The organism is Bradyrhizobium sp. CCBAU 11386, from assembly GCF_028128955.1.
GTDB lineage: Bacteria > Pseudomonadota > Alphaproteobacteria > Rhizobiales > Xanthobacteraceae > Bradyrhizobium.
In genome coordinates, this window is the sequence record NZ_LBKA01000247.1 from 73908 (window position 1) to 86855 (window position 12948).

The 12948-nt window shown below is 64.1% G+C and carries 11 protein-coding genes; 3 read left to right on the forward strand and 8 right to left on the reverse strand.

Annotated features, from left to right (window positions below):
* Positions 1-14: 14 nt before the first annotated feature.
* The 4 genes from XI09_RS30465 to ispH all read right to left on the reverse strand — a co-directional run bounded on the left by XI09_RS30465 (position 15) and on the right by ispH (position 4828).
* On the reverse strand, positions 15-1118 hold the full coding sequence (locus XI09_RS30465; protein WP_271570139.1) for a putative 2-aminoethylphosphonate ABC transporter ATP-binding protein: 1104 nt from the start codon (positions 1116-1118) through the stop codon (positions 15-17).
* Between the two features lie 109 nt (positions 1119-1227).
* Complete coding sequence (locus XI09_RS30470; RefSeq protein ID WP_271570140.1) at positions 1228-2265, reverse strand: putative 2-aminoethylphosphonate ABC transporter substrate-binding protein; 1038 nt, start codon at positions 2263-2265, stop codon at positions 1228-1230.
* Positions 2266-2705: 440 nt separating this feature from the next.
* Positions 2706-3866: an adenosyl-hopene transferase HpnH gene (hpnH, locus tag XI09_RS30475; RefSeq protein ID WP_271570141.1), complete on the reverse strand. Its 1161-nt coding sequence runs from the start codon at positions 3864-3866 to the stop codon at positions 2706-2708.
* A 35-nt stretch (positions 3867-3901) separates the two neighbouring features.
* The gene (gene ispH, locus XI09_RS30480) at positions 3902-4828 is read right to left on the reverse strand and encodes a 4-hydroxy-3-methylbut-2-enyl diphosphate reductase (RefSeq protein WP_092192789.1); all 927 of its coding nucleotides are present in this window, start codon (positions 4826-4828) and stop codon (positions 3902-3904) included.
* Between the two features lie 463 nt (positions 4829-5291).
* On the opposite strand from ispH, the gene XI09_RS30485 reads away from it, so the two are divergent.
* Positions 5292-7880, forward strand: coding sequence for an MMPL family transporter (locus XI09_RS30485; protein ID WP_271570142.1), 2589 nt, complete (start codon positions 5292-5294; stop codon positions 7878-7880).
* Here the strand turns inward: XI09_RS30485 and XI09_RS30490 are convergent.
* Entirely contained in the window at positions 7848-8519 is a 672-nt protein-coding gene (locus tag XI09_RS30490) for a DUF2147 domain-containing protein (RefSeq protein ID WP_271570143.1), read from the reverse strand. The genes XI09_RS30485 and XI09_RS30490 overlap by 33 nt on opposite strands.
* A 141-nt stretch (positions 8520-8660) precedes the next feature.
* On the opposite strand from XI09_RS30490, the gene hpnO reads away from it, so the two are divergent.
* The gene (gene hpnO, locus XI09_RS30495) at positions 8661-10052 is read left to right on the forward strand and encodes an aminobacteriohopanetriol synthase HpnO (RefSeq protein WP_271570144.1); all 1392 of its coding nucleotides are present in this window, start codon (positions 8661-8663) and stop codon (positions 10050-10052) included.
* Between the two features lie 10 nt (positions 10053-10062).
* On the opposite strand, the gene XI09_RS30500 is transcribed toward hpnO, so the two are convergent.
* Positions 10063-11016, reverse strand: a complete 954-nt coding sequence (locus tag XI09_RS30500; RefSeq protein WP_271570145.1) for an AraC family transcriptional regulator — start codon at positions 11014-11016, stop codon at positions 10063-10065.
* Between XI09_RS30500 and XI09_RS30505 the strand changes: the two genes are divergently transcribed.
* The gene (locus tag XI09_RS30505) at positions 11015-11479 is read left to right on the forward strand and encodes a nuclear transport factor 2 family protein (RefSeq protein ID WP_271570146.1); all 465 of its coding nucleotides are present in this window, start codon (positions 11015-11017) and stop codon (positions 11477-11479) included. The two genes, XI09_RS30500 and XI09_RS30505, sit on opposite strands and share 2 nt — an antisense overlap.
* Positions 11480-11580: 101 nt before the next feature.
* Here XI09_RS30505 and XI09_RS30510 read toward each other — a convergent pair whose 3' ends face one another.
* Together XI09_RS30510 and XI09_RS30515 are read right to left on the reverse strand one after the other, a co-directional pair.
* Positions 11581-12348 (reverse strand): anti-sigma factor family protein, encoded by a 768-nt coding sequence (locus XI09_RS30510; RefSeq protein ID WP_271570147.1) that lies wholly within the window; start codon positions 12346-12348, stop codon positions 11581-11583.
* The gene (locus XI09_RS30515; RefSeq protein WP_271570148.1) at positions 12345-12893 is read right to left on the reverse strand and encodes a sigma-70 family RNA polymerase sigma factor; all 549 of its coding nucleotides are present in this window, start codon (positions 12891-12893) and stop codon (positions 12345-12347) included. Before XI09_RS30515 ends, XI09_RS30510 begins: the two co-directional genes overlap by 4 nt.
* Positions 12894-12948 lie beyond the last annotated feature (55 nt).

Here is a 12948-nt window from a genome sequence, read left to right on the forward strand (position 1 = left end):
GCTGGTTTCCCGTGTCAGGCAGTCGCAGAGCGCGGCTGGGCAAATACGCGCAACCGCTTCGGCGGCAGCGCGACCTCGATGGTCGCGCCCGAGGAAATGCCGAGGTCGCGCACGGCGTTGATCGAAAAGTCGGCCGAGAAGTTCAGTCCCGTGCCGCTCGCATGCAGGGTCGTCGCGAAATGATTGCCGATGAATTCCATGACGCCGACCTGGACCGACAGGCGATTGTCCGAATGCTCGCCGATGTCGCGCACCGCCACGTCCTCCGGCCGAAGGCAGACCGTGACGGCCGCGCCCTCGCCGAGCGGCACCTCCTCGCTGAAGTCGAGCACGGCACCCCTGACATTCGCGCGCTTGCTGGTGACGAGGCATCCCTCCAGAAAGTTCATCTTGCCGACGAAGTCGGCGACGAAAGCGGTCGCGGGTCGGCCGTAGATCTCGTCGGGCGTGCCCACCTGCTCGATTCTGCCATTGCTCATCACCACGATCCGGTCGGACATGGTGAGAGCCTCCTCCTGGTCGTGGGTCACCATGATCGTGGTCAGCTTGAGACGTTGCTGCAGGTCGCGGATCTCGCCGCGCAGACGCGCCCGGACGCGCGCGTCGAGAGCGGATAGCGGTTCGTCCAGCAGCAGAAGGCCGGGCGATAGCGCCAGCGCCCGGGCGAGCGCGACGCGCTGCTGCTGCCCGCCTGAGAGCTGGGCCGGATATTTGCCGGCTTGCTCGGGCAGGCCGACAAGTTCGAGAAGCTCCTTGACCCGTCTGTCGATCTCGACGCGAGGCGTGCCGGCCGACACCAGGCCGTAGGCCACATTGTCCTTGATCGTCAGGTTCGGGAACAACGCATAGGACTGGAACACGATGCCGAAGTCGCGCTTGGCGACCGGCAACGTCGAGATGTCCCGCCCGCCTTGATGGATCGACCCGGCGGTCTGCACGTCCAGTCCGGAGATGGCGCGCAACAGCGTGGTCTTGCCGCAGCCCGATGGCCCGAGGAACGAGACGAACTCCCCGGGCATGATGTCGAGGTCGATAGTGTCGAGCGCGGTGAACGCACCGAACTTTTTCGAGAGGTTGCGGATGCGGAGATAGGGCACCGTCGTCGGCGTGCTGTCCATTGTACTGTCCCGCATTGACCGGCGGCGCCCATGCACCTTGGTCGCTCCTGGGATCCCCGGCAGGATCCTCAGTTCAGGTCCCTCAGTTCAGGTTCTTCAGTTCAGTTCTTCAGTTCTTGGGCTCGGACTTGCCGTCGTAGCGCTTGCTCCACTCCGCCAGGATCTTGTCGCGGTTCTCCGCGGCCCAGGCAAAGTCGTTCTTGATCAACATCTTGTTGATGTCACCCTGGATGAACTCCATGGAGCTTGCGATGCCGGGCAACGCGACGATGGCGAAGTTCTCGGCGTAGAGCTTGTTGGCCTCCGCCGTCGCGGCCCAGTCGGCAAGCTTCTTCGCCGCCTCTGACTCCTTGGTGGTCTTCATGATCCCGATAGCTTCCATATCCCAGCCGAGGCCTTCCTTGGGCAGGACAATGCTGATGGGCGCTCCACCCTTCTTGGTCTTGTTGGCGCGATACTCGAACGAGAGGCCTATCGTGTACTCGCCGGCGGCGGCCTGTCGGCACGGCTTCGAGCCGGAGTGCGTATAGGCCGCGATGTTCTTGTGAAGCTCGTCCATGTACTTCCAGCCCTCGTCCCAGCCGAACATCTGGAGCCAGGCGGAGACCATCAGAAAACCGGTCCCCGAGGAGGCCGGGTTCGGCATGGCGATTTGTCCCTGATAGACCGGCTTGGTCAGATCGGCCCAGGAGGCGGGCTCCGGCAGGTTCTTCTTGCTCGATTCCACGGTGTTGACGCAAAAGGCCGATGCCCAGACGTCCATGCCCACCCACTCCGGCGAGGCAGCGGGATCGCGCATCTTGGCGTCGACCTTGTCGAGACCCGCCGGCGCGTAAGGCATCAGCATGCCTTCCTTCTGCAGCAGCATCAGCGAGGTTGCGGCAAGACCCATGACCACATCGGCCTTGGGGTTTGCCTTTTCCGCGAGGAGCTTCGCGGTGATGATGCCGGTGGAGTCGCGGACCCAGAGGATGTTGATGCCCGGATTCGCCTTCTCGAACGCGGCCTTGTAGGGCTTGATCTGGTCGGCCTCCAGCGCCGTGTAAACGGTGAGGTCCGCCGCGCGAGCTGAAGTGCTGAGGCAGAACATAGCGGCGGTGATCGACACAACAGCGCATCGCAAACCGCTTGTCGTGCACAGGTTCATGTCGGGCTCCATCGATGTTGGCCACGGGCTGGCACCGTCCGGGCAGGGAACCGATATTGTTAGATGACATTTCCGTCACGTACATGTCGGATTTTGTGCACGGCGCGCCTCGATCGCGGTGCCTCTGCACATCTTGAGTGCAATGTCCCCAATGCAAGCGTCTGCTCCGAGCCTTCTTCAGCGACTCCGCTTGGCGTGAGCAATGATGCGCGTTTGCCGCTGATTGTGTTGCGGTCGTCGTGGCTTAGCCGAATGGACATTGCTCCGTCCGGCCGGCGCGTTTCTACTTTGCATGGGGTTGTTTTTCGCTTTTTTGCGGGAGCAACCACCTCTCGCGAGCACGCACTCTGCGATCGCCCTGGGGCGCTCGCGCCGAACAACGAAAAGGCCCGGTCGCCATCGGCGACCGGGCCTTTTGTTCTTGTCGATACCGCGCGTGCTTACGCGGCGGTCGAGGCCTTCCGGGCTGCCTTCTCCTGCGCAGCCGCGGCCTCGTCCTTGCGGATCTCCGACAGCTTCTTCTGGACCTGCTCCGAGAAGATGTACTGCGCCGGACGCTGCTTGGACATGTCGATCTCGGGCGCCATCGGGCCCGTGGTCTTGACGCCGCGCAGCGACACCCACATCGCCTTCAGCGGGTTGTTGAGGGCTGCGGTCGCCGCCGTCGGCTCGTAGCCGCAATGGGCCATGCAGTCGGCGCACTTCTCGTACTTTCCGGTGCCGTAGGTCTCCCAGTCGGTGGTGTCCATCAGCTCCTTGAAGGTCTTCGCATAGCCTTCACCGAGCAAATAGCAGGGCTTCTGCCAGCCGAAGATGTTGCGCGCGGGCATGCCCCACGGCGTGCACTCGTATTCCTGGTTGCCGGCGAGGAAGTCGAGGAACAGGCCGGAATGCATGAAATTCCACTTCTTGCCCTTGCCCATCGCGAAGACGTCGCGGAACAGCTTCTTGGTCTTGGTGCGGTTGAGGAAGTGCTCCTGGTCCGGCGCGCGCTCATAGGCGTAGCCCGGCGACATCGAGACGCCGACACCGAGCTCGACGGTGAGGTCGAGGAATTTTGCGATCTCCTCGGCCGGATGGCCGTCGAAGATGGTGGCGTTGACGTTGACGGTGAAGCCGCGCGCCTTGGCCGCCTTGATCGCGGAGACGGCGCGGTCGAACACGCCCTTCTGCGACACGGCCTTGTCGTGATGGTCCTTCAGGCCGTCGAGATGCACCGAGAAGAACAGGTACGGCGAGGGCTCGAACAGATCGAGCTTCTTCTCGAGCAGCAGCGCGTTGGTGCAGAGCGAGACGAACTTCTTGCGCGCGACGAGGCCGCGCACGATCTCGCCGATCTCCTTGTGGATCAGCGGCTCGCCGCCGGGAATGGCCACCATCGGCGCGCCGCATTCGTCGGCTGCGTCCCAGCACTCCTGCGCCGTCATGCGGCGGTTGAGGATCGCGTCGGGATAATCGATCTTGCCGCAGCCGACGCAGGCGAGGTTGCAGCGAAACAGCGGCTCCAGCATCAGCACGAGCGGATAGCGCTTGCGGCCAACCAGTTTCTGCTTGAGCAAATAACCGCCGATACGCATTTCCTTGAAGAAGGGGATAGTCATTACACGTTTCTTTCTGGGCTTGAAATTCGGGTGGGTCAGCTCGCAGCCAGTTCGGCCGGAAGCCGGAATTCGATGTTCTCCTCGCGGCCCGGCAGCACCGAGACCTTGACTGGTCCGATCCGCCGCATCGCTTCGATCACGTCATCCACGAGTACCTCGGGCGCCGAAGCGCCGGCCGTGACACCGACGGTCCTGGCATCTTTCAACCACTCCGGATTGAGCGCGCTGCCGTCGGCAATCAAATAACTCGCGACGCCGGCCTCAGTGCCGATTTCGCGGAGCCGGTTCGAGTTCGAGCTGTTGGCAGCGCCCACCACCAAGATCACGTCGACCAGCTTGCTCAAGTCCCTTACCGCAGATTGGCGGTTCTGTGTCGCATAGCAGATATCCCGGATATCCGGGCCTTGAATATCTGTAAAGCGGGCCTGGAGGGCCGAAATGATGTCCCGGGTGTCGTCGACCGACAGGGTGGTCTGGGTGATGTAGGCCACTGGCGTATCCGCCGGCAGCACAAGGGCCTTAACCTCTTCAACGCTTTGGACAAGCAGCACCGGCCCCGGAACCTGGCCCATCGTGCCCTCGACCTCGGGGTGGCCGGCATGGCCGATCAGGATCAGCGTGCGGCCCTTGGTGATATAGCGCTTCCCCTGATTGTGAACTTTCGTGACCAGGGGGCAGGTGGCATTGAGCACCGGAAGGTCGCGCGCGGCGGCCTCTTCCTCGACGCTGCGGGCGACGCCATGGGCGCTGAAAACGGTCACCGCCTTCGGCGGAACCTCGGACAGCTCCTCGACGAAGATGGCGCCCTTGTTCTTCAGGCTCTCGACCACGTATTTGTTGTGCACGATCTCGTGGCGCACGTAGACGGGCGGGCCGTACTTCTCCAGGGCCCGTTCCACGATCTCGATCGCGCGCACCACGCCAGCGCAGAAACCGCGCGGCTGCGCTAGATAAACTTCCATGGGACGCCCATCACGCAAGTTGCACCAATCCGCTTCAAAGTTCCCCGGCGGCACCCCGATACTGACCAATGAGTTGCAATATCCGCACCATTGGTTTCAGCACGCGGTAGCCACCCACCCCCGTCGGGGCTCCGGCGCATGGAGGCGCAATACTTTGTGTCAAAAAATCGGCAGAAAGGAAAGGTCGGATGGACCTATGGTTCCCCGCCGGTTCAATTAAACGGTAATATAATACAGAAATTGCCGTGAGCAAAATGGCGACATTTGTGCTCACCCCTTCGTCACTTTCCCGCCTCAACTCCCCGGCTATACCGACCGTCCCGCATGATTTTGCCATGGTCTGCGCCGTTTACCTCGAACCTTCCGGCGGCGAGAACCACTCAAAACAGCAATAGGTTTCGCCCAGGAACTCCGATAAAGAGCGGGCGTTTCCGGCAAGCTGTTAACAGCAGAAAGAAAAGAAGTGCTGCAAAGCGTCGTCGTTGCCATCGTCAGGGCCTGCACCCGGTTTGCCTCCCTCGTCGTCGTTCTCGGGCTCCTGCTTTCGGTGGGGGCCGGCTATTACACGTCCCAGCACTTCGCCATCAACACCGACATCAATTCGCTGATTGCCCAGAATCTGGACTGGCGCCAGCGCGACCAGCAGTTCGATCGCGCCTTCGACCGCGACGCGACGATCACGGCAGTGGTCGAGGCCAGGACGCCGGAGATGGCGACCGCGGCGTCGGACGCGCTCTTTGCCAAGCTGAAGGACGACAAGACCAATTTCCAGTCGATGCAGCAGCTCGGCACCGGCGAGTTCTTCGAGAAGAACGGCCTGCTGTTCCTGCCGACCGAAGAGGTCGGCAAGGTCACCGGCCAGTTCGAGGCTGCGGCGCCCCTGATCGAGATCATGGCGGGCGATCCTTCGATCCGCGGCCTGACCGGCGCGCTGGAGACGGGACTTGCCGGCGTCAAGCGCGGCCAGGTCAAGCTCGACAATACCGCGCGGCCTTTCAACCTGATCGCGCAGACGGTCGAGACCGTGCTCAACAAGGGCAATGCGAGCTTCTCGTGGCGCGAGCTCGTCAGCGACGAGCCGCTGTCGGCTTCCGACAAGCGCGCCTTCATCGAGTTCAAGCCGATCCTCGACTACAACGCGCTGGAGCCCGGCAAGGGCGCCACCGACGCGATCCGCAAGGCCGCGGCGGAGCTCGATTTCGCGACCAAATACCAGGCGCGGGTGCGACTGACCGGCCCGGTGCCGATCGCCAATGAGGAATATGCCACCGTCCAGGAAGGCGCCGTCGTCAACGGCATCGGCACCGTCCTCGTCGTGCTGCTGATCCTGTGGCTGGCGCTGCATTCGGCGAAGATCATCTTCGCGGTGTTCATCAATCTCTTCGTCGGGCTCGCGATCACGACCGCCGCCGGCCTGATGATGGTCGGCTCGCTCAATTTGCTGTCGATCGCGTTCGCGGTGCTGTTCGTCGGCCTGGGCGTCGATTTCGGCATCCAGTACAGCGTCCGCTACCGCTCCGAGCGCTACAAGCACAACGATCTTTCGGGTGCGCTGGTGCTGGCCGCGAAACGATCGGCCGTGCCGCTGTCGCTGGCGGCGATGGCGACCGCGGCGGGCTTCCTCTGCTTCATGCCGACCGACTACAAGGGCATCTCCGAGCTCGGCCAGATCGCCGGCGTCGGCATGCTGGTGGCGTTTCTCTCCAGCATCACGATTCTGCCGGCGTTGCTCAAGCTGCTGAACCCGCCCGGCGAGCAGGAGCCGGTCGGCTACGCCTTCCTGGCGCCGCTCGATCATTTCCTGGAGAAGTACCGCGTGCTGGTGGTGGGGGGCACGCTGCTGCTCGCGCTCGCCGGCCTGCCGCTGCTCTACTTCATGAAGTTCGACTTCAACCCGATGAACCTGCGCAACCCGAGGGCCGAATCGATCGCGACCTTCCTCGACCTGCGCAACGATCCTAACACCGGCGCCAACGCCATCAACGTGATGACGACGTCCGAGGAGCAGGCAAGGCAGGTCGAGGCGAAGCTGGAGAAGGTGCCGGAGGTGCTGCGCGTGATGTCGCTCGACAGCTTCGTGCCGCAAGACCAGCAGCCGAAGCTGAAGCTGATCGCACAGGGCGCCAAGGTGCTGAACCCCGCGCTCAATCCCGACCAGATCGATGCCGCGCCGTCGGACAAGGAGAACGTCGATGCGCTGAAGTCCTCGGTCGACAATCTGCGCCGGACCGCCGGTGATGCGAAGGGGCCGGGCGCGGTCGCCTCGCGCCGCCTTGCGGACGCGCTCGATAAGCTCGCCAATGCCGACGAGGCCACGCGGAACAAGGCGCAGGACGTGTTCGTCACGCCGATGAAGATCGTGTTCGACCAGCTCAGGAACGCGCTGCAGGCCGAGCCGGTCACCCTGAAGTCACTGCCGCCCGATCTCGTTAGCGCCTGGAAGAGCAAGGACGGCATCATCCGCGTCGAGGCGCTGCCTAAGGGCGATCCCAACGACAACGACACGCTGCGCAAATTTGCGGCGGCGGTGCTCGTTGCCGAGCCGACCGCGATCGGCGGGCCGGTCTCGATCCTGAAGTCCGGCGACACCGTGGTGAAGGCGTTCATCCACGCCGGCATCTACGCGCTGCTGGTGATCGGCCTTCTGCTGTGGATCACGCTCCGCCGGTTCGTGGACGTGCTGATGACGCTGGTGCCGCTCCTGGTTGCCGGTGCCGTGACGCTCGAGATCTGCGTGTTGATCGGCCTGCCGCTCAACTTCGCCAACATCGTCGCGTTCCCGCTGCTGCTCGGCGTCGGCGTCGCCTTCAAGATCTATTATGTCGTGGCCTGGCGCTCGGGCAGAACAAACCTGCTTCAGACCAGCCTGACACGCGCGATCTTTTTCAGCGCGCTGACGACGGCGACCGCGTTCGGCAGCCTGTGGCTGTCGAGCCATCCCGGCACGTCCAGCATGGGCAAGCTGCTGGCGCTCTCGCTGGTGACGACGCTCGCCGCCGTGCTGCTGTTCCAGCCGGCCCTAATGGGCAAACCCCGCAATCTCAGGGAGTAGGCAGATGTCGCCGACGGGGTCGGCGGCGCCCTTCTGACCGGGCTTGGCCGCGGTGGCGGTCTTCGGGGCCGGCGTGGGCGCAGGCACCGTGGCGCCCGTCGTGCCTTGGGACGTGCCTTGGGGCGCTGTGCCTTGTGGTGCCGTGCCTTGGGCTTTCGGCGCCGCGCCGGTGGGCTTTGGCGCGCCCTTGGCCATGGCGTTGGCGGGGCTCAAGGGGATCGGCGGGCCAACCCGGGTCCAGGTCTCGCCGCCGCAGAGGAAGCCCATCACGCAGCCCTTGATCTCGAGCTGGTCGGTACCGGCCGGCGTGATGGTGGCGCTGTAGAGCTGGCCGTCCTTGGCGTTGTAGACCTGTCCTTCCCACTGATCGACGCCGGGCTTCTTCTTCATGTCGATCAGGGTCGCCATGCCCAGCGTCGGCCTGCTCTGTTTCGAGACATCCGGATTGTTCTCGTCGCGGCCGCCGGGCTGCTTTTCCCAGGAAACCGCGCCCCACATGCTGCCATTGCATTGGGCAACGCGAATGTTGGCGACGCCGTCGGCGACCCGCCAGTCGCCGGTGGGATCGGCGGCGAGAGCAGGAGTCAGGCAGGCGTAACCGCCAGCCAGTATAATTCCGGTGTAAAGGGCCAAACGCATGAGTGTTCCTTGGCAGTGCAACATGGTTTAAAGCTGTGCTTGCGAAGATGGTCCGAAAAAGGGCAAAAGGCCGCACAGACCGTTTTGAGTAACGGTCCGTTTTCAGTTGACGAGACGGCCCTCAACCGAAGTATGTAGCGGATGCACAGCCCAAATCCAGACATGTCTCAACTGTTCGCGGACCGTCAGGCCCAGCGCAGTGCCATGCATAATCGGTATCTGAACGAGCAGTTCGTTCGGGTTCTCAAGACCATCGGCTACGATGTCGGCTTCCAGAAGGGGCAGGGGCAGTACCTCTACGACCGCGACGGGGCGCGCTATCTCGACCTGTTGTCCGGCTTTGGCGTGTTTGCGATCGGGCGCAATCATCCGGTCATGCGCGAGGCGCTCAAGAGCGTCCTCGATGCCGACCTGCCCAACCTCGTCCAGTTCGACGTCTCGACGCTCGCCGGCGTGCTCGCCGAGCGCCTCCTGAAATACGTTCCCTATCTCGACAAGGTGTTCTTCGCCAATTCCGGGGCGGAATGCGTCGAGGCCGCGATCAAGTTCGCGCGAGGGGCCACGGGGCGTCCCGGCATCGTCTATTGCGCCCACGGCTATCACGGCCTGACCTATGGCGCGCTGTCGCTGACGGGGGATTCGAACTTCCGCACCGGTTTCGAGCCGCTGCTGCCCGGCTGCACCCCGGTCCCCTTCAACGATCTCGCCGCGCTCGAAAAGGCGCTGGCCTCGCGCGAGGTTGCGGCCTTCGTCGTCGAGCCGATCCAGGGCAAGGGCGTCAACATGCCCACGGACGAGTTCCTGCCCGGCGCGGCCGCACTCTGCAAGAAATACGGCACGCTGTTCGTCGCCGACGAGATCCAGACCGGCATGGGCCGTACCGGCCGCTTCCTCGCGGTCGAGCACTGGAACGTCGAGCCGGACATGGTGCTGTTGTCGAAATCGCTGTCGGGGGGCCACGTGCCGGTCGGCGCGGTGCTGACGCGCAAGGGCACCTTCGACAAGATCTTCAACCAGATGGACCGTGCGGTGGTGCACGGCTCCACCTTCTCCAAGAACGACCTGGCGATGGCCGCGGGCATCGCCACGCTCGATGTCATGGAGTCCGAGAAGCTGATCGAGTCCGCCGCCAAGCGCGGCGCCGAGCTGCGCCTTGCGCTGACGCGCATGGTGCCCGGCTACGAGCTGATGAAGGAAGTGCGCGGCAAGGGCCTGATGATCGGCGTGGAGTTCGGCCCGCCGAAGTCACTGCGCCTGCGGGCGTCCTGGAACGTGCTGGAGGCCGCCAACAAGGGCCTGTTCTGCCAGCTCATCACCGTGCCGCTGTTCAAGGATCACAAGATCCTGACGCAAGTGGCCGGCCACGGCAGCCACACCATCAAGCTGTTGCCGCCGCTCACCATCACCGAGGAAGATTGCAGCTGGATCGAGAAGGCGTTCGACGACGTCATCGCCGGCAGCCACAAGGTCCCCGGCGCGATCTGGTCGCTCGGCAAGACGCTGGTGGACAACGCGGTGAGAAGGTCGGCTTAGGCGCAATCGGCTACGACGCGCTTCCGCTCCGGTAGCGGCCCGGTGATCGCCCGTACACGCGGCTGAACGCCTTCGAAAACGCTGGTCCGGACTCATAGCCGACGGCCCGCGCGATCTCGTCGATGGAACGACCGGTTTCGCGCAGTGCTTTCGCGGCGAGATTCATCCGCCAGCGCGCGACATAAGCGAGCGGCGGCTCTCCGACCAATCGCGTGAAGCGACGTGCAAATGTGGCGCGGGAGAGCAGGACACGATCCGCCAATGCTGCAACGGTCCAGGCGTCTTGCGGCTGCTCATGGATCAGGCGCAGGGCGCGCGCGATGGCGGGATCGCTCAATGCACCGAACCAATTGCCGCTGCCCGCGGGCTGGATGTCCATCCACGCGCGCAACAGCAGAACCAGCGCGCTGTCGAGCAGGCGTGAGGCGATAACATCGGCTTCGTTGCGGCGGCCCTGCGCTTCGACGCGGAGCAATTGCAGCGCCAATCGCAACGGTTCGTTGTCCTCGACCTGCTGCGCAGTGAGGTGAATCAAGGGCGGCATCACCGACATCATCCGATGAGGAGCGGCCTCATCGAGCTGATACTTTGCGCACAGCAGCGTCGTTGCATCCGGTGCTGGCTCACGGCTTGGTGCGCCGGCCAACGCATTGCGAATGGGAACGATCGCGGCATCCGGTGGGTCGCTCAGCGCGTGGCCGATGCCGCTCGTGACGAGGACTGCGTCGCCGGACGAAAGGCAGATGGGGTCGTCACGGCCTGCCAGCCTCAGCCAGCAGCTGCCCGCGAGGATGACATGAAGGGCGGAGTTGCGCTGCGGATCCACGCCGATGCCCCATGGGCGACGCAATATCGCGGTCCCGAGGAACGCGCTGCTGGTGCGATACGACGTCAACACGTCCCACCCGGCATCCATGCTTCCGCTCCCGCGCTCCGACGCCTGCTGTTTGAGACGATCGGACATGACTTTGCAAGTCTGGCGCATCGACAGTGCAGCTGCGCCAGTTCAGAACGCGTTGCGGCGATCTCATGGAGACAACGTAATGAATCAGATGATCCCGGCCAACAAGGCCATCGTGCTCGATTTTCTGGAGAAGGCGATCAATCAGGGGGACTTCGATGCGGCGGCGACGTATTTCGGGCCGCGCTATGTCCAGCACAATCCCATGATCGGCGACGGCATCGAGGGCATTCGCAACCACATGTCCGAGCTTCGCCGTCAATTCCCGGAGTTGCGCGGTGAGGTCAAGCGCATCGTTGCCGAAGGTGATCTCGTCATCGCCCATGTTCACGCCAGACGCACTCCCGCCGACCCCGGGCTTGCTATCGTCGATATCTTCCGCCTCGATGATGGCAAGCTCGTCGAGCATTGGGAGGTGCGGCAGCCCGTGCCCGACGGTGCGGTGCATGACAACGGCATGTTTTGACGCGAAAGCGGCCGGGTGCAGCGAGCAAAGCAATCCAGACTCCCGTGGTGGCGACAATCTGGATTGCGTCGCTCCCGCTTCCCACGATCTTGGCGCGAAGACTACCCCTCCACATTCGCCTTCATCGCTGTCTCGAACTTGTCGACGAACTCGGCGAGCTCGTCGGCGCCGATGTCGCTGACGGCCCAGAAGTTCAGGCCGCGATTGCCCCAGCGGCGGCAGTTGAAGCCCTGCATCGTCTCGGTCTTCGGCGCGCGATATTCCGTGCTCGAGGTTTGCGACACGAACAAATTGACCACGTGCTGCCGGCGCTTGTAGACGACCGCGCCGATCGCGCGTGCGTCGATATAGTCGAGCCGGCCGCCGACCAGTGTAAAGCCCTGCGCGGTGAGGTCGATCACGGGCGGAGCGACGTCGAGCTTGCCGTTGAACCAGGGCTTGACCGTGTGCTGGTCGGTCGAGATCACGTCGGTGAGATGGCCGGCCTGGAGCGAGCGCAGATGGGCGGAGACGACCTCCGACAGGATGCGCTGCTGATCGTCCTGGCGCAGCACCACGGCAACGACGCCGGTTGCGGCGAGCGCGGAGACCGCCGAGCCCATCGCAAAACCGCGCAGCACGGAGCGGCGCGTCGGCTGCTGGCGCTGTGGCTGCGGCAGCGACGCCTCGATCCGCGTGCGCAGGCTTGCCGGCGCGGTATAGCGCAGATTGGTGTCGGCGAGCACGCGCTGCATCTCGCGCTGGGCTGCGAACTCGGCAGCGCAGGCCGGGCAGCTGGCGATATGCGCTTCGACCTCGCGCGCATGGCCGGCGTCGAGCTCGTTGTCGAGCAGGGCGTGAAGCAGGATCCTTGCTTCGTCGCAGGTCATCTTGGATGCTCCTCTTCCGCCGTCCAGGCCGCGCGCAGCATGGCGCGGGCGCGGGCGAGGCGGGACATCACGGTGCCGACGGGTGCGCCGACGGCCTCGGCGATTTCACGATAGGACAGGTTGTTGATCTCGCGCAGCACGAAGGTTTCCTTGAACGGCTCGGCGAGCGCGTCGATCAGCTTGCGAATGGCGCCGGCATCGCGGCTGCGCAGCACTTCGGTTTCCGGGCTTGCCTCGGTCTCCTGCCAGATCGGCGTCTGTTCGGCGGCGCCGGGCGTGTCCTCGATCGCGCTGGGCCTGTGCGCGCGACGCGCATATTCGGCGTTGCAGACGTTGCGCAGGATCGCGAACAGCCAGGGCTTCATCGCTGGCCCGCGATAGCTGTCGAAGTGCTTCAGCGCGCGCAGATAGCACTCCTGCACTGCGTCCTCGGCATCGGAGGCGTCGCGCAAGAGATAGCGCGCGAGCGTGTAGACGTCGTCGAGATAGGGCAGCGCCGCTTCGCGGAAGCGCTGCGCCTTCTGCAGATCGTCGGTGGCGGGCATCGCTCCTCGCTTTGCCTCTTGTTCTGCCTGTGGCTTCGTTCCGTCCCTGTGTGTG

Bases quoted from the DNA above. Each gene is read 5' to 3' on its own strand.
- XI09_RS30490 (WP_271570143.1), bottom strand. From the start codon at position 8,519: ATGCGTTTGGCCCTTTACACCGGAATTATACTGGCTGGCGGTTACGCC.
- ispH (WP_092192789.1), bottom strand. From the start codon at position 4,828: ATGGAAGTTTATCTAGCGCAGCCGCGCGGTTTCTGCGCTGGCGTGGTG.
- XI09_RS30500 (WP_271570145.1), bottom strand. From the start codon at position 11,016: ATGTCCGATCGTCTCAAACAGCAGGCGTCGGAGCGCGGGAGCGGAAGC.
- hpnO (WP_271570144.1), top strand. From the start codon at position 8,661: ATGCACAGCCCAAATCCAGACATGTCTCAACTGTTCGCGGACCGTCAG.
- XI09_RS30465 (WP_271570139.1), bottom strand. From the start codon at position 1,118: ATGGACAGCACGCCGACGACGGTGCCCTATCTCCGCATCCGCAACCTC.
- XI09_RS30470 (WP_271570140.1), bottom strand. From the start codon at position 2,265: ATGAACCTGTGCACGACAAGCGGTTTGCGATGCGCTGTTGTGTCGATC.
- XI09_RS30505 (WP_271570146.1), top strand. From the start codon at position 11,015: ATGACTTTGCAAGTCTGGCGCATCGACAGTGCAGCTGCGCCAGTTCAG.
- XI09_RS30515 (WP_271570148.1), bottom strand. From the start codon at position 12,893: ATGCCCGCCACCGACGATCTGCAGAAGGCGCAGCGCTTCCGCGAAGCG.
- hpnH (WP_271570141.1), bottom strand. From the start codon at position 3,866: ATGACTATCCCCTTCTTCAAGGAAATGCGTATCGGCGGTTATTTGCTC.
- XI09_RS30510 (WP_271570147.1), bottom strand. From the start codon at position 12,348: ATGACCTGCGACGAAGCAAGGATCCTGCTTCACGCCCTGCTCGACAAC.